Genomic DNA, 18,144 nt, shown 5'->3' with positions numbered 1-18,144 from the left:
GACGCCGGAGCGTGTCAGCGCGTGCCCTTAGCCCGGGACGGCCGCAAGGTCCAGAGCATGGCCGGGCCCGGCACCGGCAGGGCCCGTGCCGAGACCGTCGGGCCGAAGGAGCCATGAGCCGAGCTTTCGCCTCGCCCTGGTGGCAGGGCCACGTCCACGCCGATCGCCGCCCGTTTCTCCTCGCCCGCGGCCGGATCAAGGCAGCGCTCGTCCGCTTCTTCGCGGAGCAGGGCTTCGTCGAGGCCGATCCTGCGATCCTCCAGGCCTCGCCCGGCAACGAGGCCCATCTTCATGCCTTCGCCACACGCCTGCTCGCGCCCGACGGAACGGAAGCCGCCCGGCTGTGGCTGCACACCTCGCCCGAGTTCGCGCTGAAAAAGCTCCTCGCCGCCGGCGAGGAGCGCCTGTTCGCCTTCGCCCACGTCTTTCGCAACCGCGAGCGCGGACCCTTGCACCATCCCGAGTTCACCATGCTCGAATGGTACCGGGTGCGGGAGCCTTACGAGACGCTGATGGCGGACTGCGGGGCCCTCCTCGCCGCGGCGGCGGCGGCGGCCGGTACCAGGACCCTTTCCTGGCAGGGGCGCACGGCCGATCCGCTCGCGCCTTTGGAGCGCCTCACCGTGGCCGAGGCGTTCGCGCACTTCGCCCGCATCGATCTTCTCGCCACCATCGACGCCACGGGCGCCGTCGACCGCGACGCGCTCGCCGCCGCCGCCCGGGCCGCCGGGATCCGCGTCGCCGCCGACGACGGCTGGTCCGACCTGTTCAGCCGCATCCTGGTCGAGCGCATCGAGCCGCATCTGGGCCTGGGCCGGGCCACGATCCTCTTCGAGTACCCTCTGGCCGAGGCCGCCCTCGCCCGGCCGACGCCCGGCGATCCGCGCGTCGCCGAGCGGTTCGAGCTCTACGCCTGCGGGGTCGAGCTCGCGAACGGCTTCGGCGAGCTCACCGACCCGCACGAGCAGCGCCGGCGCTTCGAGCTCGCGATGGCGGAGAAGGAGCGGGTCTACGGCGAGCGCTACCCGCTCGACGAGGATTTCCTCGCCGCGCTCGCCCACATGCCGCCGGCGAGCGGCATGGCGCTCGGCTTCGAGCGCCTGGTCATGCTCGCGACCGGGGCGCGGCGCATCGAGCAGGTTCTGTGGACGCCGCTGCCGGAAGCGCCGCTGCCGCGCTCGGACGAGCCCCGGCACCGGAACGAGGACGCCGGCACGCGGGTGCGGTGACCGCGGCGGCGCCTGCGGCCTCACCGCCGGAAGAAGCTCTCGACCGTCAGCACGAGCCCCGGCGGCTCGAGCTCGAGCCGGCCGCTCCCGCGCAGGATGTGCGTCTCGATCCGCCCCGCCTCGCCGCGGCGGTGATGGATGACGCTCCGGTTCTCGGTCTTGACGATCAGGTAGTGGCGCAAGGACGGCAGGCGAAAATAGTCCTCGAGCTTCGCGCCCGCGTCCCGCGCCCGGGTGGAGGGCGAGAGCACCTCGACCACGATCAGAGGGTCCTGGAGCTTGACCGCCTCGTCCGGCAGGGGCTCGCCGCAGCGCACCAGCACGTCCGGCTCGTAGACCGTGTCCTCGTCGACCTCGACCGACATGCCGTCCGGGTAGGCCGTGCAGTGCAGGCCGGCAGCGGCGATCGCGTCGTCGAGTGCCCGCCAGATCCTGGCCTTGGTCAGCGCATGCGCCGAACGCTCCGGCGCCATGGCGACGATCTCGCCCTGGACGAGCTCGTAGCGCTCGCCCTCGGGCTGCTCCATCGCCCAGGCGATGAACGCGTCGGCGGTCATCCGGGCACGGGGTGAAACGGTCATGGCCACCTCCTGTCGGCCGAGCATAGCGCAAGCACCCCGGCCGGTCATGCCGTCCTCATCCGACGTCGGATAACGCCGCCTCGCCCGTCACGGCACTGGCGACGGCTCGGCCGCGGCCGGCCCCGTGCTTATATGACACCCGCCGTTGCTCGCTGCCGCCCGGAGCCTTCGCCCATGAGCCGCCACATCGTCTGCCCCGCCTGTGCTACCGTGAACCGCGTGCCGGAGGATCGCCCGGCCCTGGCCGCGCGCTGCGGCCGGTGCAAGGAGCGCCTGTTCCGCGGCGAGCCGATCGAGCTCGATGCGGCCGGCTTCGAGCGCCATCTGACCCGGAGCGACCTGCCGCTTCTGGTCGATTTCTGGGCCGCCTGGTGCGGGCCGTGCCGGATGATGGCCCCGGTGTTCGCGGCCACGGCCAAGGCGCTCGAGCCGAGGCTGCGCTTCGCCAAGCTCGATACCGAGGCCGTGCCGGAGGTGGCGGCGCGCTATGGCGTGCGCAGCATCCCGACCCTGATCCTGTTCAAGGACGGGCGCGCGGTCGCGCGCACGACGGGTGCCATGCCGCAGGCGCAGCTCGAGGCCTGGATCGCGCAGGCGCTCGCCGCGTGAGCACCCTCGACCGCAAGCGCTGGGACGCGCGCTGGCGGGAGCGCGCGGCGACGGGGCCGGGCGCTCCGGAGCCCTTCCTGGTCCGTCACGCCGGCGCCTTGCCCCGCGGGCCGCTCCTCGACGTGGCGGCGGGGGACGGGCGCAACGCGCTCTGGCTCGCGGGCCGCGGCTTGCCCGTCGCCGCGGTCGACGTCTCGCCGACGGCGATCGCCCGGCTCGAGCGGGCGGCGGCGGCGCAGGGGCTCGCCGTGCGGACGCGCGCGGCCGATCTCGACGCGCCGGACGCGCTCGAAGATCTCGGCACCTTCGCCAGCCTCGTCGTGATCCGCTTCAGGCCCGGCCCGGCCCAGTGGCGCCGTCTGCTCGCGGCCTTGCGCCCCGGCGGGCGGGTGCTGCTGTGCTCGTTCGGCCCGGAGCAGCACCGCCGGCACGGCTTCCCTCTCGCCTTCTGCCTCGAGCGCGCCGAGCTCGAGGCCGGGCTCGGCCGGGAGCTGCGCCTCCTCTTCTGGGAGAGCCTCGCCGAGGACGGCGCCTTCCTCGAAGGCTCGCTCTGGGAGAAGCGGGGCGATCAGGCGGCCGCCGTCATCTGATCGAAGCAGGCGAGCGCCTCGGCGCCGTAGACCGCGCACGGCCCGCCGCCCATCTCGACCGCCACCCCGATCGTCTCGAGCAGCTCGGCGCGGGTGACGCCGAGCCTGACGCAGGCGCGGGTGTGGAAGACGAGGCAGCCCTCGCAGCGGATGGCGATGCCGATCGCGAGCGCCATCAGCTCCTTCTGCTTGTGGGAGAGGGCGCCATCGCCGCTCGCCGCCTGGACCAGGTCGCGAAACGCCCGCAGCGGCGCGCCGCCGTCTTTGTGCAGCGCGCGCGAGCGGGCGACGTACTCCTTCTCGAGCGCCAGGAAGTCCTTGCTCATCGGCGGTCCCGTTCTAATTAAGACTTTCCTTATATAATGGGCGGTCCGGCCGCCGGCCAGCAGGGCCGTGTCATGGCCGGGTTGCGCCGCGGCCGGGTGCCGGTCCCGGGCGGGCGGCTCCCAGCACCGCGAGCAGGCAGGCCGCACCCAGGCCCCAGGCACCGTTGACGATGGGGCCGACCACGATCCCGGGCCAGGCGAAGCCGCCGCCCGGCGGGCGCCCCTTCAGCGGCAGGACGACGAACCAGGCGACGAGCGTGGGTGCCACCGCCCCGAACAGGAGGGCGCCCAGCCACCAGGCACCGGCCTTCTCCCCGAACCGGGGGGCGAGGAGGGCGAGGAGGATGCCCCACAGTCCGCCCCAGAACGCGGCCGAGATCACCGCGGGCACGCCGAAGGGCGGCACGGGTGCCGGATCCCAGGGTGTCGCTCCCGGGGCGATGCCGGCGAGGCGCAGAAGGAGCAGCGCCGTCTGGTGGAACAGCGGCACGGCGAGGAACCCGGCGAGAAAGCCCCGGGCGAGCGTGGCGGCGGTCATGGTCGGTCGTCCCGATCCTCCCTGGCGCGAGCGGGCAGGATAGCCGGCATCGACGTCGCGGGCAGCGGTGCCGTGGACAGGCCAGCCGTTTCCGGCCAGTCTTGCCGGATGGTACGGGATCTGCCCGTGGCGGCCGGTGGCCGGAACCTTCGGGCGGACGGGAGGCGGCGATGGACGGCGGCATCGGGCTTCTCCTCGCGCGCGGCCGGCTCGGGCTCGTCCTGCTGGCAGTGCTCGCGGCAGCCGCCAGCGCCCAGGAGCTCGGCCCGCCCGGAACGCGCCCCTGCACCTGCCGGGCCCATGGCCGCAGCTACGGGCTCGGCGAGCGGGTCTGCCTCGAGAGCCCGGCCGGCTGGCGCATCGCCGAGTGCCGCCTGGCCGGAAACGTCACCTCCTGGGTGTTCGGTCCGCAGAGCTGCCATCTCGATGCCGCGCTCGGGCTTTCGCCCCGGGCTGGATCGGCGGCGGGCCCCGTGGCAGGAAGCCGCCGCAGCGGCAAGGGCGAAGGGTGAGCTGCCATGCTGATCGAGCGGATCAGGGCCGACCGGCTCGCGGCCATGAAGGCCAGGGACGAGCTCAGGAAGAACCTCCTCGGCACGCTTGTCGCCGCCGCGACCAAGGACGCGAAGGTTCCGGACGATGCCGCGGTCACGCGCACGATCCGCTCCTTCCTGAAGTCGCTCGAGGAGACGATCGCGCTCCTCGAGAGCAAGGGCCAGGACGCCGGCCCGCAGCGCGCCGAGCGGGCGATCCTCGAGGCCTATCTGCCGCGCGCGCTGACCCAGGCCGAGCTCGCGGCCAGCGTCCAGGAGATCGTGGCCGGGCTGCCGGAGCGCTCGCCCAAGGCCATAGGCCAGGTGATGGCGGCCTTGAAGGCCCGGCACGGCGACGCGCTCGACGCGCGGGCCGCGAGCGCGCTCGTCAAGGCCGCGCTCGGCTGAGGCGGGCCCGGCCACCGGCACGTTGTCGCGGTTGACACGATTTCCTCGCCTGCGTACTGCGGGGGCGACGATCGATCGCCGATCTTGCGACGTTGGTTCAAGATCGGCCAATAACGAGCCTCGCCACAGGGAAGAGCCATGAACGGACAGGGCCTCGAGGGACGCCTTTCGCGGCGAAATTTCACTTTTTCGTTGATGACGCCCGCCATGCTCGCGCTCTTGGGCCTCGCCCCCCGGCAGGCGGAAGCCGCGCGGCGCGAGCGCTCGCTGCTCCTCCATCATCTCCATACCGGCGAGACCCTGAACGCCGTCTACTTCGCCGACGGCCGCTACCTGCCCGAGGGCCTCGGGGCCTTCACCCATCACCTGCGGGACTGGCGGGTCGATCGCGCCCGCCCGATCGATCCCGAGCTGCTCGATCTGCTCTGGGCGCTGCGGCAGCGGCTGGAATCGAAGGCGCCGATCCAAGTGGTCTGCGGCTACCGCACGCCCGAGACCAACGCCATGCTGCGGCGCCGCAGCGAAGGGGTGGCCCGCAACAGCCTGCACATGCGGGCCATGGCGGTCGACCTGCGGGTGCCGGACCGTAGCCTGCGGAGCCTGCGCCTCGCCGCGATCAGCCTGAGGCGCGGCGGCGTCGGCTACTACCCGGCCTCGGACTTCGTCCACGTCGACACGGGCCGTGTCCGCTACTGGTAGCGGCCCGTCACCCCGGAGGATGGCGGCCGGGCCATTCCACACCGGCTGTGGCGCGCGGGCGGGTTGACGCCGGGCCGGGAGATGTGAATAAAGCCCCGTCTCGCACCGGCGAGACGGGGCGTCGGCACGCGTCCCGTCCGGCGCTGCCGGCCGGCCACCGAGGAAACCGCAACCCCACCGGATGATGGCCGCGCGGGCCGGTCGGGCTGCGCCGCCGCGTTCCGCCCTGCCGAGCCCCTGCCCCGGCCCGCCGCTCATCTTGGGATCCTTGGGATGAACCATCTCGACGCGTTGGAAGCGGAAAGCATCTACATCCTGCGCGAGGCGTTCGCGAAGCTCGACAAGCTCGCCATCCTCTGGTCCCTCGGCAAGGACAGCAACGTCGTCCTGTGGCTGTGCCGCAAGGCCTTCTTCGGCCACGTTCCCTTCCCGGTGATGCACGTCGACACCGAGAAGAAGTTCCCCGAGATGTACGCCTTCCGCGACCGCTACGCCAAGGAGTGGAAGCTCAACTTCATCCGCGAGCTCTGCCCGCCGGTGGAGGAGACCGATCCCACCCTGCCGCCGGCCGCCCGCTCGGCCGCGCGCAAGACCTTGGGCCTCAAGGCCGCGATCGCCAAGCACGGCTTCAAGGGCCTGATCCTCGGCATCCGGCGCGACGAGGAGGCGATCCGCGCCAAGGAGCGCTACTTCAGCCCGCGCAGCGAGGACAACAGCTGGAACCTGAAGGACCAGCCGCCGGAGTTCTGGAACCAGTACATGACGAGCTTCCCGGAAGGAACGCACGTCCGGGTGCACCCGCTCCTGCACTGGACCGAGGTCGACATCTGGAAGTACACGAAGCGCGAGAACATCCCGGTGATCGACCTCTACTTCGCCAAGAACGGCAAGCGCTACCGCTCCTTGGGCGACCAGGACATCACCTTCCCGATCGAAAGCAACGCCGATTCGCTCGACGCCATCATCGCCGAGCTCGAGACCACACGGATCCCCGAGCGCGCCGGCCGGGCCATGGACCACGAGAGCGAGGACGCGTTCGAGCGGCTGCGCGCCGCCGGCTACATGTGAGGCGGGAGCGAGCCCATGACCCAGACCGCACGCGAGACCCGCCCGCTCCGGATCGTGATCGTCGGCCACGTCGATCACGGCAAATCCACGCTCGTCGGCCGGCTGATCCATGAGACCGGCTCGCTCCCCGAGGGCAAATACGAGGCGATCAAGGCCATGTCGGAGCGGCGCGGCATGCCGTTCGAGTGGGCCTTCCTTCTGGACGCGATCCAGGCCGAGCGCGACCAGGGGATCACGATCGACACCACCCAGATCTGGTTCAAGACGCAAAAGCGCCCCTACGTCATCATCGACGCGCCGGGGCACAAGGAGTTCCTCAAGAACATGGTGACCGGCGCCGCTTCTTCCGAAGCGGCGCTGCTCCTGATCGACGCGCAGGAGGGTGTCCAGGAGCAGTCGCGCCGGCACGGCTACCTGCTCTCGCTTCTGGGCGTGAAGCAGGTCGCGGTCCTGGTCAACAAGATGGATCTCGTCGGCTACTCGGCCGATCGGTTCGGCGAGGTCGCCGAGGACTACCGCGCCTACCTCAAGGGGCTCGGCGTGGTGCCTTCCTGCATCATCCCGATCTCCGCCCGCGAGGGCGACAACATGGTCGAGCACGCGGCCCGGATGCCCTGGTACCAGGGCCCGACCGTGATCCAGGCCCTGGACGGCTTCGAGCACCGGGAGCTGCCGACCGAGCGGCCTTTGCGCATGCCGGTCCAGGACGTCTACAAGTTCGACCAGCGCCGGATCATCGCCGGGCGGATCGAGAGCGGCCGGCTCAAGGTGGGCGACGCGGTGATCTTCTCGCCCTCCAACAAGACCGCGCGGATCAAGTCGATCGAGGCCTGGCACGTGCCGGAGGTGCCCGAGACCGCCGAGGCCGGGCAGAGCATCGGTGTGACGCTCACCGAGCAGATCTTCGTCGAGCGCGGCGAGGTGATGAGCCACCTCGAGCAGGCGCCGATCGAGAGCAACGTGTTCAAGGCGCGCCTGTTCTGGCTCGGTCACCATCCGCTGCGGATCGGCAACGGCTACACGCTGAAGCTCGGCACGCTCGAGGCCCCGGTCACGGTCGAGGCGATCGAGCACGTGATCGACACGACCGACCTCTCGACCCGGCCCGCCGACAGGATCGAGCGCAACGGGGCGGGCGAGGTGGTCTTGCGCACCAAGCGGCTCCTGGCACTCGACGAGCACGACGCGAATCCGGTCACCGGCCGGTTCGTCCTGGTCGAGGACTACCTGCCCGTGGGCGGCGGCATCATCTCGATGGAGGGCTATCCGGACCAGCGTCGGCTGGTCACGGTGAAGTCGACCAACATCACCGCCGTGGGCCACGCCGTGACCCGCGACGCCCGTGCCGCGCGCAACGGGCACAAAGGGGGCGTGCTCTGGTTCACCGGGCTCTCGGGCGCCGGCAAGTCGACCCTGGCCCTCGCCCTCGAGCGCGAGCTGTTCGCCAAGGGCTATCAGGTCTACGTGCTGGATGGCGACAATATCCGCTCCGGCCTCAACGCCAATCTCGGCTTCAGCCCCGAGGACCGGGCCGAGAACATCCGCCGGGTCGGCGAGGTGGCGGCGCTGTTCGCCGATGCCGGCTTTCTCGTCATCAGCTCGTTCATCTCGCCCTACCGCGCGGATCGCGAGCGGGCGCGCGAGGCGGCGAAGGACGCGTTCCACGAGATCTACGTCAAGGCCTCGCTGGAAGCCTGCGAGAGCCGCGACCCCAAGGGCCTCTACCGCCGGGCGCGCACGGGCGAGATCCCGGAATTCACCGGCATCACCAGCCCTTACGAGCCGCCCGAGAGCCCGGAGCTCGTGGTGCCGACCGACGAACTCCCGGTCGAGGACTGCCTGGCACTGCTCCTGAAGTACGTCGAGGGCAAGTTCCAGACCTGAAGCCGGCACGGCACGCGCGCTCCTTCCCGGCGGCCCGCTCCGAGAAGGCCGGGCCGCCGCCGGCAGGCCGAAAGCCCCGTCCCGCCGGCCGGGAGCCGATATTCTTAAGGAGCGGGCGCGTCTCGTGCGCCGGTCCCCGTGCCGCGGGCTCAGCTCAGGATGAAATCGCTCGCATCGAGACGGGCCATATCGAAGCCGGCGAGCGTCAGCACGTCCTCCCCACCGGCATGGCCCGCCGCGGCGCCGAGATCGATCACCGTGTCCGCCCCGCTCTGGCTGCTGTGCGCCAGGATCTGGCCGAAATCGTGAAGGGTCGTGAGGCTCGTCAGATCGATCCGGTCCTGCTGGTCCGCGAAGTCGGCGATCGTATCGTGCCCGCTGCCCTCGCCGAAGGCGAAGACGTCGGCATCGCTGCCGCCATAGAGCAGGTCGTCGCCGTCGAGGCCGACGAGCAGGTCGGCCCCTTCCTCGCCATGGATTTCGTCGTTGCCGCTCATGCCGAGGAGCAGGTCGTCGCCCTGAAAGCCGTAGATCTGGTCGCTGTCGTCGCTGCCGATCAGGATATCGTTGAAATCAGAGCCCAATATCTCCGCCATAGGATCCTCCTTCGCGCGCTTCGCACCCGTGCGGGTGGGAACGCGGCAATCCATGACAAGAAGCTTTATCATAGTGCGCCCGGCCGGGTGGGCATCATGAAATCGTGCCCAGGCCGCCGCCGGCCGGCTTCCGCCCCTCAGGCGGTGGCAGGTTCGACCGGCCTACCCTCGGCCAGCACCGCTTCCAGCCGGCCGTGCGCGTCGAGCACGACGAGATCGGCGGCGGCACCGGGAACGAGCCGGCCGCGATCGGCAAGGCCGAGATGATCGGCGGCAAGCGTGCTGCACCGGCGGGCGGCCTCGGCGAGCGGGAGGCCCAGCGCGAGCAGGTTGCGCAGGGCCCGGTCCATGGTCAGCACGCTGCCGGCGAGGTTGCCGTCCTCGAGCCGGACACAAGACCCGCGCTTCGTGATCGCACGCCTGCCGAGGCGGTAAGTGCCGTCCGGCATGCCGGCCGCGGCCACGGCGTCGGTGATGCAGTAGAGCCCCGGGACGGCGCGAAGGGCGACGAGCGCGGCACCCGGCTCGACGTGCTGGAAATCCAGGATCAGCTCGGCCGCTTCGGCATGGGCCAGGGCAGCGCCCACGGCACCGGGCTTGCGGTGATGCAGGCCCGACATGGCGTTGAAGAGGTGGGTGAAGCCCGCGGCCCCGGCGGCGAGCGCCGTGCTGGCTTCGGCGTAGCTGCAAGCGGTGTGACCGATCTGCGCCTTGATGCCGAGGCGGCGGAAGCAGGCGAGGAGCGCACCGTCCGGGTCGATCTCGGGGGCGTAGGTCGCGACCCGGATCGGAGCGGCCGCCGCCAGCTCCTCGAGCAGCGCCGGATCGGGCGGGATGGCGAAGGGCGGCTGCGCGCCCAGGACCGCGGGATTGATGAAGGGGCCTTCGAGATGGACCCCGAGCACGCGGGCGGCGGAAGCCGCCGGTGCTGCCATCGCCGCCGCGATCCCGGCCATGGCGGCGCGAAGATCTCGGGCCGCCGCCGTGACGGTGGTGGCAAGGAGCGCCGTCGTGCCGTGGCGGGCGTGGAAGCGGGCCATGCGGCGGACCGAATCCGCTCCTTCCATGCAGTCGGCCCCCGCGCCGCCGTGGACGTGGAGATCGACGAAGCCCGGAACGACGAAGCGATCCACGGGCGCCGCACCGGGCTCGATGCCGAGGATCTGCGCGCTCGCCCGCAAGGTGCCGGCGATCCAGCCCGCCGGCGTGAGGATCTGGCCGGAAAGGACGGTCGTTTCCATGGGATCGGTCCTGCTCGAAGGTCAGCCGCGGCGCAGCTCGGCGACGAAGCCGTAGCGGTCGTCGCGATCGACCGGGCGGATGAGCCCGATCGGCCCGCCGTTGGCGAGACAGCCGTGGCACACGGTCGCCGTCACCGGGCTGCCGGGCGGAATGCCGAGCTCGGCACGACCGGCCTTCCCGTCCGGTGGCGGTGCTCAGCGCCGCCGCGGCCGGGCGCGGCGGAGATCGCCCCCGGCCGCGGCGAGCCGGTCCTTCGCCGCCGCGAGATCGAGCCCGTCGCGGAGCAGCACGGCGAGGCGGATGTCGCGCCCGGCTCGCTCCCAGGCCGCCGCGGCCTCCTCGAGGCTGCCGCCCGCGATCGCCTGGACGATGCGGTGGCTGCGGCGCACGAGCTTGGCGTTGGCCGGCACGACGTTGACCATAAGGCCGTCGTAGACCCGGCCGAGCTCGATCATGAGCTGGGTCGAGAGCAGGTTGAGGGCGATCTTCTGTGCGGTACCGGCGGTCATGCGGGTCGAGCCGGCGAGGAACTCGGGGCCGGTCGCGAGCAGCACGGGGATCTCGGCCTCGGCCAGGAGCGGGGCCTGCGGGTTGCTGGCGAGCGCCACCGTGAGAGCGCCCGCCGCCCGCGCCACGGCCTGCGCCGCGCGCGTGTAGGCGGTGGCGCCCGAGGCCGCGACCGCGATCACGACGTCGCCCTCGCCCAGGCGCAGCGCCGAAGCCGCGGCACGGGCCGCCGCCGCATCGTCCTCGGCCCCTTCGACCGAGCGGGTGAGCGCCACCGCACCGCCGGCGACGAGGCAGGCGAGCCGCTCGTGCGGCCAGCCGAAGGTGGGATGGAGCTCGACCCCGTCCTGGACCGCGAGCCGGCCGGAAGCTCCCGCACCGACATAGACCAGCCGGCCCTGCTCGTTCGCCCGCAGGCGGGCCGCCGCGGCGCGGACCGCCGCGGCGAGCTGCGGCAGGGCGCGCCTCACCGCCGCGAAGGCGCTCTCCTGGTTCTCGAGCATGGCCGCGAGCGACCGCTCGGCGGGCCAGAGATCGGCATCGCGGTAGCGCTCGAGCCTGGCTTCGGTGTCCATGACGCCTCCTGTCGGGCGATCAGGATATCAGTGCGATGCCAATCGGCAACCAGAGCCGGATTTTCCTGCCGTCCTTGCCCGCCGACATCCCTTTGCTATCGTCGCCGCATGCGCCGGACCCGCTACGTCCTCGCCGTCGACGGCGGCGGCACCAAGACCGCCGCGGCCCTGCTGACCTGGGAGGGGCGGGAGCTCGCCGCCTGCCGCGCCGGGCCGGCCAACCTCTACCGCGATCCGGCGGCGGGGCTCGCTGCCGTCGACGCGGCCTGGCGGTGCGCGTGTGCCGCGGCCGGGCTCGCGCCCGAGGCGACCGCCCCCGGCACCGTGGTGAGCGCCGGCCTCGCCGGGATCAGCGGCCCCGCACAGCGGCACGCCTTCGCCGCGGCCTTTGCGGGCTTCGCCGGGCGCCGCCTCTCGAGCGACGGCTACACGGCGTTTACAGGCGTGTTCGGCGCCGGGCCCGGTGTGCTGCTCGCGGTCGGGACGGGTGTGACCGCCTACCGGCGGGCCGCTGGCGGGCCGCTCGAGATCAGGAGCGGCTGGGGTTTTCCGGTGGCCGATCGCGGCAGCGGCGCCTGGCTCGGCTTCCGGCTCGTGGGCGAGTATCTCGACCATCTCGACGGCTGCGCCGCCGTCACGGCACCGAGCCCGCTGTGGGCCGCCGTGGAAGCTCGGCTCGGCCGCGCGCGCGAAGGCGTGCTCGCCTGGCTCGAGCGGGCGCGTGCCGCCGACTTCGCGGCCCTGGCACCCGCGATCGTGGCCGCGGCCGGAGCGGACGACCCTTTGGCTGCCGGCCTGCTCGCCGAGGGGACGGCGCATCTCCTGAGGCTGGCCCGGGCGCTGGCGCCCGAGCCTGCGGCCCCGCTCTGCCTCGGCGGCGGCCTCGCCGAGGCCTACCGGGCGTCGATCGCGGGCGCGTTTCCAGGTGCCGTGCTGCCGGCGGTGCAAAAGCCGGCGCCGCTGCGCGGGGCCTGGCTCGTCGCCACCGGCGCCGCGCCGCCGGAGTTCCCGGACGTCGCATGAAGGAAAGACCGCCTTGACCTCGCTGATGCTGCAGGAGACCAGGGCGGCACCCGAGCGCGTCGCCGCGCTCCTGGCCGAGGACGAGGAGCGCTACGCGGCTCTCGCCGCGGCCCTGCGCCGCCGCGAGCCCGCGTTCGTCGCGACCGTGGCGCGCGGCAGCTCCGACCACGCCGCCGCCTATCTCGCGAGCCTCGTCGGTATCCGTGCCGGCCGGGTCACGGCCTCGCTGCCACCCTCCCTCGTCACCCGCTACGGCGCCGAGCTCGACCTCCGCCACGGCTTCGTCGTCGCCCTCTCCCAGTCCGGCGCCAGCCCCGACCTCGTGCACACGCTCGCGGCCGCCCGCGCCGGCGGCGCGATCACCGCCGCCATCGTCAACGACACAGGCTCGCCCCTGGCGCAGGCCGCCGAGCACGTCCTGCCGCAGCAGGCCGGGCCGGAGCGGAGCGTCGCCGCCACGAAGAGCGTCGTCGCGACGCTCGCGGCCGCGGCCCGGCTCGTCGCGACCTGGCAGCAGGACCGGGCTCTCCTCACTGCCCTCGCCCGCCTGCCGGAGCGCCTGGCGGCGGCCCTGACCTGCGACTGGACGCCGGCCCTGCCGGTGCTGGAGCGGGCGTCCTGCCTCTATGTCGTCGGCCGCGGCCCCGGCCTCGCCGTGGCATCCGAGACCGCCTTGAAGCTCAAGGAGACCACGGGCCTCCTCGCCGAGGCCCTGAGCGCCGCCGAGATCCGGCACGGCCCGAAGGCCGTGATCGGGCCGGGCTTTCCGGTCCTGGCCTACGGGCTCGCCGACCCCGGCGGCGAGGACGTGCGGGCGTTCGCGGCCGAGCTCGCCGGGGTCGGGGCCGAGGTGCTGCTCGCGAGCGCGACGCCCGTGTCAGCTGCCGGCCGGCCGCTGCCGCTGCCGCCGCCTCTGCACCCTCTGCTCGACCCGATCCCGGCCCTTCTCGCCTTCTACCCGCTGGCCGCGGCCCTGGCCCGCCGGCGCGGGCGCGATCCGGACCGGCCGCGGGGCCTGCAGAAGGTGACGCGCACCCTTTGAGCCCTCACGTCTCGGGCTCGCCGAGCGCTTCGAGCAGCGAGAGGTCGCGGATCAGGAGCTCGCGGCCGCGGCGCACGGCGACCCCGCCCTTGACGAGCTGGCCCAAGGCCCGCGCCACCGTCTCGCGGGTGGCACCTACGTGCGCCGCCAGCGCCTCCTGGGTCGGCAGCGGGACGATCACGGCCCCCTTCCCTTCCGGCCGGGCGAGCCGGCGCAGCTCGCGATAGACCCTGGGCATGGCACCCAGCACGCTGAGCTCGGCGATGCGCTCGTCGCTCCGACGGATCACCCCCGCCAGGGCCTTGAGCAGCTCGAGGGCGAGGGCAGGCTGCGCCAGGAGGAGGGCCTGGAACGCCGTGGCCGGCAGCGAGGCGACGAGGCAGGGCTCGAGCGCCTCGACCGCGGCCGAGCGGGGGGCGCCGTCGAGCGCCGAGAGCTCGCCCACGTGGCTGCCGGCGGCGAGCACGGCGAACGCGACCTCGCGCCCCGAGGCGGCATAGGTCACGACCCGTACCCGGCCCTCGACGACGAACAGCACGTCGCGGCTGGCCGATTCCGGGCTCAAGATCAGCTCGCCGGTCCTGTGGCGCCGCCAGCCGCAGCGCGCCGCCAGCGCCGTCCGGTCGGCCGGTGCCAGCGCTCGCAGCAGCGCAATGCCGTCGAGGCTGCGCTGGCCGGGGTCGAGCTGCATGACGGCCCCTCCTCCCGTCGTTCCGTCGGAAAAGGTAGCGCGAAAGCAGCGGCGACGGGAGGCGGGCGCTCAGGGCCCGCGCGCGCGATCGATCAGGATCAGCTCGAGATAAGGCGGATAGTGCTGCACCCGGGCCACCGGGCCGAATCTCGCGAGCTTCGCCATCACCCTGCCGTCGGGATCGAGCCGGTCGCGCCGCCGGGCGAGCAGCCAGACCCGCTCCCACCGCTGCAGCCGCTCGTCCAGCGTGGCGAGGCTCGCATGGACGACCGGCAGGCCCACAGGCGGCCGGAGCGGGTGGGCCAGGACGAGCGGGCTGGGCGCCAACCGCTCAGGGTCCTCGCCGAGACCCACGGCCTCGAGCATGCGCCCGTGGCGGCGGAGATAGTAGGCGGCCGAGAACTGGATCCCCTGCGGCAGGAGGAGGAGCCCGTCGCCGGCCCGCCAGTCGCGCGCGAGATCGGCCGCGAGCGCCCTCATGGGCGGCTTCTGCGGCAGGGCGTGGAGCCCCCGGAGATTGCCGGCCTGGATGACGGCGAGAAGGGCGAGGAGCACGAGCCCGAGGCCGCGCGGACGGACGGCGAGAAGGCCCGTGGCGAGAAGGGCGAGCCCGAGCGGCAGGGGCCAGAGCAGGGTGCGCTCGACCCAGAGCGGCCGGCCGAGGAGCCCGGCGAGGTAGGTGAGGGCCGGAACGCCGGCGACGAAGGCGAGCAGCACGAGTGCCAGCGGTCGCCGCCGAGGGGGGGCGGCGAGGACCCCCCAGCCGGCGAGGAGCGCCACGGGTGCCGCGAGGTCGAGCCAGGGGGCGGCGAGGTAGCGGAAGCTGTAGAGCCGCAAGGCCTCGCGGACGGCACTCGGCAGAGCGGGCTGCTGCAGCCATGCGATCGTGGGCGCTCCCCCCGCCTGCGTCAGGACCACCGGCAGCCAGCCCAGCCAGAGCAGGAACGGACCGAGATTGGCGAGGAGCCAGGCGAGGAGGAAGCGGCGCTCCCGACGGGCGCGCGCGACCCACCAGAGAAGGGCGGCGAGGTTCGCGATCAGCGGCAGAAACAGGGCGGTATTGTGGGCGTAGAGGGCCGCCGTCGTGCCGAGCGCGTAGGCGGCAAGGCCCTGCCGGCCACCCGTTGCGGGCGGTGGGTCGTTGGTGGCGAGAAAGCGCAGAAAGCCGAGGACGGCCAGAGTCGCGGCCGCGGTCAGGAGCGTGTAGGCGCGCGCCTCCTGGCTGTAATAGACGTGAACGGCCGAGGTCGCGAGGAGCAGCGCCGCGAGCAGGCCGGCACGGCGGCCGCCCACGACCCGACCCGCCGCGTAGGCGAGCGGAATCGTCGCGATCCCGAACAGGGCCGGCAGCGAGCGCAGCGCCGTCTCGGAATCGCCGAACACCAGCCAGAGATGCTGCAGCGTGTAGTAGAGTGGCGGGTTGGTCTCGAGCCGGCCGTTGGCCCCCCACAGCTCGACCAGCGGCTGCTGCGCCCACCACCAGGTGAAACCCTCGTCGCTCCAGAGCGATTCGGCGCCGAGCGCCAGCACCCGCAAGAGCGCGCCCAGGAGCAGGATCGCGCCCAGGAGCAGGCGCGGGCACCGCGCGCGGCCGTCCTCGCCTTCGTGTGCCATGTTCCGTTCTCTCGGGTGATCGCTCGCTGCCGGCCGCGCGGCGGCCCGGCAGGCGGCGGCAGGCTAGTCGCCCGGCTACCGGGGCGACAAGGCGGACAGCCGGCGGGCAATCCCGGGTTCGGTCATGGGGCCGATAATCTCCAGCCTAGACAATCTGGATCATGATCAACCATAATTTACTTCTTGCGGATATCCGTAAGTATGGCAATGGCTGGTGCGGCGAGCCCGACGAGGGGGGAACGGCAACGATGCTGGCACGGGCACCGATCGGGGACGAAGCGGCCGGTCCGGCCATGGCCGGCGGGCCCGACCGCAAGCTCACGCTGAGCCTGCCGGCGGGCGTGGTCCGGCAGCTCCGAGCCCGGATGGCGGCCGAAGAGACGACCTTGCGCGCCCTGGTGCTGGAAGCGCTCGCCGGCGCCGGCTACGCCGTGCCGGCCGGCGAGATCCGCGACCGGCGCCGGCGCGAGACGACCGCCGGTCGCGTGGCCTAGGGCCGTGCTCGATCCATCGCGCCGCCGCGCCAGACCGGGAGAGCGCCCATGAGCGAGCGCGCGGCATGACGGGCAAGCAGGTCGATCTCTTCCTCGACAGCCTGATCAACGCCCCGATCAAGGACGACCGGGCGCTGATGGAGTTCCCGTTCTTCTCCCTGCAGAAGGCGCCCAGGATGAAGCCGCTCGTCTACGACGACGGCAAGATCAAGGTCGAGGTGCGCCCCGGCGACAAGGGGATCGCCACGATCTGGGACAAGGACGTCCTGATCTATCTCGCCTCGATCATCAACGACCGGCTCGAGCGCGGGCTGCCGGTCGAGAAGACCATCCGCTTCAACGCCCACAACCTTCTGCAGGTGACGGGCCGGGGCTCCGGCAAGCGCGCCTACGAACTGCTTCTGGATGCCATGTTCCGCCTGCGCTCGACCACGATCGTCACCACGATCGAAGCCGACGAGATCAAGGAGCGGCGCGGCTTCGGCTGGATCGAGACCTTCCGCGTGATCGAGCGGCGCAACAAGGCCGGCAAGAAGGTGATGGCGGCCTGCGAGATCACGCTCAACGACTGGATGTTCCGTGCCATCGTCAAGGACCGGCGGGTGCTGACGATCAACCCGGCCTACTTCAACCTGACCATGGGTCTCGAGCGGCGGCTCTACGAGCTGGCGAGGAAGCATTGCGGCTACCAGGACCGCTGGATGATCGCGCTGCCGCGCCTGATCGAGAAATGCGGCTCGGTGCTGGAGCCCCGCTTCTTCAAGCTGCAGCTCAGGCGGGTGGTCGAGGAGGATGCGCTGCCCGACTATCACATCGCCTTGCGCTGCGATGCGCCCGAGGGCGGCATGTCCGGCACGGAGCGGACGGAGGCCAGGCGTTGGGCGAGCAACGAGCGCATCGTCGTCTGCTTCTGGCCCCGGCAGACGCCGGAGCGCCCGGCCGAACCGGTGTCGGCCCTGCTCTGATTCGGTACATCATTCACACGCGAACCACCGGTTCGGTATATCATTCACAAAGCGTGAACCCCCGGGCTCATAGCATTTAAATCCTAGACCTGTTCGCCGCCGCGCCCCCGCCCGGGCGGGTCTGCCACCCCCTCCCGCCCCCTCTTTCGGTACATCGTTCACGCCTGCCGGAGTTATCCACATATTAGACTTGAATAACATACGATGGATACCCCGATTCGGTACATCATTAACATCGATTCGGTACATCATTAACATCGATTCGGTACATCATTAACATCGATTCGGTACATCATTAACATTTTTCGCCGTAACCCCTTGATCGGTAAGGCGAATCCCGCCCTCTAACTTATATCTAACAAATATATAACTCTTCTAACGCTCCCCCGCCCGCCCCCGACCTGTGGATAACCCTGCCGCCTGTGGATAACCCCCCCGACGCGGTGCACAGCGACGGGGTGAAAAAAGCTTGCAAGAGGGCGGCAGCTCGAAGCGACGGCACCGACCCGACAGGAAGGTGCGAGCGGCAGGGAAAGAGGACGGAAAACCCAAAAAGAAACGGCGAAGGCAGCGAGGACGAGAAGGAGGACGAGAAGCGGAGATGCCACGAGCTTCATCCCTTGCCAGTCTTTCTCCTGAAGTCCCTCCTCTCCCCTTGCCTTGCACGGCCGGGCGCCCGGCCGCGGCCCGCCGGCGGCCTCCTGCAAACGGCTCGAGCGCGCCCAGCCAGGAGCAGGCCGCCCGGCCTCTCGCGGCGGCGGATGCCCTTCTCCCCGATCGGATCGGCGCGAAGCGACGGCCCGCCCGGATCCGGACCCGTTCCCGGGTAGTGGGTGGAGGCCGGCCTTGTCTTGGGCGGTGTTTTTTGTCGGGCGAGTTTCACGAAAGGTCTTGCGCCGGGTGCCGGGGGTGGCTATATCCGCGTCCGTC

General features: G+C 71.9%; 20 protein-coding genes. 12 read left to right on the top strand and 8 right to left on the bottom strand.

Annotated elements, in window-relative coordinates; translation table 11 throughout:
* Positions 1 to 113 precede the first annotated feature (113 nt).
* Entirely contained in the window at positions 114 to 1,229 is a 1,116-nt protein-coding gene (gene epmA / locus U1T56_RS19530; protein WP_418161175.1) for an EF-P lysine aminoacylase EpmA, read from the top strand.
* 20 nt (positions 1,230 to 1,249) lie between these two features.
* Here the strand turns inward: epmA and U1T56_RS19525 are convergent, their stop codons facing one another.
* Positions 1,250 to 1,810 carry a Uma2 family endonuclease gene (locus U1T56_RS19525; RefSeq protein ID WP_418161174.1) on the bottom strand — a complete coding sequence of 187 codons (561 nt, stop codon included), beginning with the start codon at positions 1,808 to 1,810 and terminating at the stop codon, positions 1,250 to 1,252.
* A 174-nt stretch (positions 1,811 to 1,984) separates the two neighbouring features.
* Between U1T56_RS19525 and trxC the strand changes: the two genes are divergently transcribed.
* Entirely contained in the window at positions 1,985 to 2,419 is a 435-nt protein-coding gene (gene trxC, locus U1T56_RS19520; RefSeq protein ID WP_418161173.1) for a thioredoxin TrxC, read from the top strand.
* Positions 2,416 to 3,009: a methyltransferase domain-containing protein gene (locus tag U1T56_RS19515; RefSeq protein ID WP_418161172.1), complete on the top strand. Its 594-nt coding sequence runs from the start codon at positions 2,416 to 2,418 to the stop codon at positions 3,007 to 3,009. The genes trxC and U1T56_RS19515 overlap by 4 nt, the downstream gene beginning before the upstream one ends.
* On the opposite strand, the gene U1T56_RS19510 is transcribed toward U1T56_RS19515, so the two are convergent.
* Positions 2,988 to 3,335, bottom strand: a complete 348-nt coding sequence (locus U1T56_RS19510) for a carboxymuconolactone decarboxylase family protein (protein WP_418161171.1) — start codon at positions 3,333 to 3,335, stop codon at positions 2,988 to 2,990. The two genes, U1T56_RS19515 and U1T56_RS19510, sit on opposite strands and share 22 nt — an antisense overlap.
* Before the next feature lie 70 nt (positions 3,336 to 3,405).
* Positions 3,406 to 3,873 carry a hypothetical protein gene (locus tag U1T56_RS19505; RefSeq protein ID WP_418161170.1) on the bottom strand — a complete coding sequence of 156 codons (468 nt, stop codon included), beginning with the start codon at positions 3,871 to 3,873 and terminating at the stop codon, positions 3,406 to 3,408.
* 170 nt (positions 3,874 to 4,043) lie between these two features.
* Here U1T56_RS19505 and U1T56_RS19500 point away from each other — a divergent pair, with 170 nt between their 5' ends.
* The 5 genes from U1T56_RS19500 to cysC all read left to right on the top strand — a co-directional run bounded on the left by U1T56_RS19500 (position 4,044) and on the right by cysC (position 8,465).
* The gene (locus tag U1T56_RS19500) at positions 4,044 to 4,385 is read left to right on the top strand and encodes a hypothetical protein (RefSeq protein ID WP_418161169.1); all 342 of its coding nucleotides are present in this window, start codon (positions 4,044 to 4,046) and stop codon (positions 4,383 to 4,385) included.
* A gap of 6 nt (positions 4,386 to 4,391) precedes the next feature.
* Positions 4,392 to 4,814, top strand: coding sequence for a GatB/YqeY domain-containing protein (locus tag U1T56_RS19495; protein WP_418161168.1), 423 nt, complete (start codon positions 4,392 to 4,394; stop codon positions 4,812 to 4,814).
* Positions 4,815 to 5,009: 195 nt separating this feature from the next.
* Positions 5,010 to 5,513: a peptidoglycan L,D-endopeptidase MepK gene (gene mepK / locus U1T56_RS19490; protein ID WP_418161215.1), complete on the top strand. Its 504-nt coding sequence runs from the start codon at positions 5,010 to 5,012 to the stop codon at positions 5,511 to 5,513.
* 273 nt (positions 5,514 to 5,786) lie between these two features.
* Positions 5,787 to 6,581 (top strand): sulfate adenylyltransferase subunit CysD, encoded by a 795-nt coding sequence (cysD, locus tag U1T56_RS19485; RefSeq protein ID WP_418161167.1) that lies wholly within the window; start codon positions 5,787 to 5,789, stop codon positions 6,579 to 6,581.
* 15 nt (positions 6,582 to 6,596) lie between these two features.
* The gene (gene cysC, locus U1T56_RS19480; protein ID WP_418161166.1) at positions 6,597 to 8,465 is read left to right on the top strand and encodes an adenylyl-sulfate kinase; all 1,869 of its coding nucleotides are present in this window, start codon (positions 6,597 to 6,599) and stop codon (positions 8,463 to 8,465) included.
* Positions 8,466 to 8,614: 149 nt separating this feature from the next.
* Here the strand turns inward: cysC and U1T56_RS19475 are convergent, their stop codons facing one another.
* The 3 genes from U1T56_RS19475 to U1T56_RS19465 all read right to left on the bottom strand — a co-directional run bounded on the left by U1T56_RS19475 (position 8,615) and on the right by U1T56_RS19465 (position 11,385).
* Positions 8,615 to 9,061: a calcium-binding protein gene (locus U1T56_RS19475; RefSeq protein WP_418161165.1), complete on the bottom strand. Its 447-nt coding sequence runs from the start codon at positions 9,059 to 9,061 to the stop codon at positions 8,615 to 8,617.
* 137 nt (positions 9,062 to 9,198) lie between these two features.
* Positions 9,199 to 10,302 carry an N-acetylglucosamine-6-phosphate deacetylase gene (locus U1T56_RS19470; RefSeq protein ID WP_418161164.1) on the bottom strand — a complete coding sequence of 368 codons (1,104 nt, stop codon included), beginning with the start codon at positions 10,300 to 10,302 and terminating at the stop codon, positions 9,199 to 9,201.
* 195 nt (positions 10,303 to 10,497) lie between these two features.
* The gene (locus U1T56_RS19465; protein ID WP_418161163.1) at positions 10,498 to 11,385 is read right to left on the bottom strand and encodes an N-acetylmuramic acid 6-phosphate etherase; all 888 of its coding nucleotides are present in this window, start codon (positions 11,383 to 11,385) and stop codon (positions 10,498 to 10,500) included.
* Positions 11,386 to 11,493: 108 nt separating this feature from the next.
* Between U1T56_RS19465 and U1T56_RS19460 the strand changes: the two genes are divergently transcribed.
* Complete coding sequence (locus U1T56_RS19460; protein ID WP_418161162.1) at positions 11,494 to 12,408, top strand: glucosamine kinase nucleotide-binding domain-containing protein; 915 nt, start codon at positions 11,494 to 11,496, stop codon at positions 12,406 to 12,408.
* Between the two features lie 13 nt (positions 12,409 to 12,421).
* On the top strand, positions 12,422 to 13,450 hold the full coding sequence (locus U1T56_RS19455) for an SIS domain-containing protein (RefSeq protein ID WP_418161161.1): 1,029 nt from the start codon (positions 12,422 to 12,424) through the stop codon (positions 13,448 to 13,450).
* A gap of 4 nt (positions 13,451 to 13,454) precedes the next feature.
* Here the strand turns inward: U1T56_RS19455 and U1T56_RS19450 are convergent, their stop codons facing one another.
* Both U1T56_RS19450 and U1T56_RS19445 read right to left on the bottom strand, forming a co-directional pair.
* Positions 13,455 to 14,141: a Crp/Fnr family transcriptional regulator gene (locus tag U1T56_RS19450; protein WP_418161160.1), complete on the bottom strand. Its 687-nt coding sequence runs from the start codon at positions 14,139 to 14,141 to the stop codon at positions 13,455 to 13,457.
* A 69-nt stretch (positions 14,142 to 14,210) separates the two neighbouring features.
* On the bottom strand, positions 14,211 to 15,755 hold the full coding sequence (locus U1T56_RS19445) for a glycosyltransferase family 39 protein (protein WP_418161159.1): 1,545 nt from the start codon (positions 15,753 to 15,755) through the stop codon (positions 14,211 to 14,213).
* A 248-nt stretch (positions 15,756 to 16,003) separates the two neighbouring features.
* Here U1T56_RS19445 and U1T56_RS19440 point away from each other — a divergent pair, with 248 nt between their 5' ends.
* Positions 16,004 to 16,249, top strand: coding sequence for a hypothetical protein (locus U1T56_RS19440; protein WP_418161158.1), 246 nt, complete (start codon positions 16,004 to 16,006; stop codon positions 16,247 to 16,249).
* A 65-nt stretch (positions 16,250 to 16,314) separates the two neighbouring features.
* Positions 16,315 to 17,214 carry a replication initiator protein A gene (locus U1T56_RS19435; RefSeq protein WP_418161157.1) on the top strand — a complete coding sequence of 300 codons (900 nt, stop codon included), beginning with the start codon at positions 16,315 to 16,317 and terminating at the stop codon, positions 17,212 to 17,214.
* The last annotated feature ends 930 nt before the right edge of the window (positions 17,215 to 18,144 follow it).

Origin of the sequence: Benzoatithermus flavus (assembly GCF_037908215.1) — a bacterium.
In the GTDB taxonomy this organism is placed as follows: Bacteria; Pseudomonadota; Alphaproteobacteria; order Geminicoccales; family Geminicoccaceae; genus Benzoatithermus; species Benzoatithermus flavus.
The sequence above is the reverse complement of the archived record's forward strand: the minus strand, read 5'-3'. Positions and strand labels throughout refer to the sequence as shown.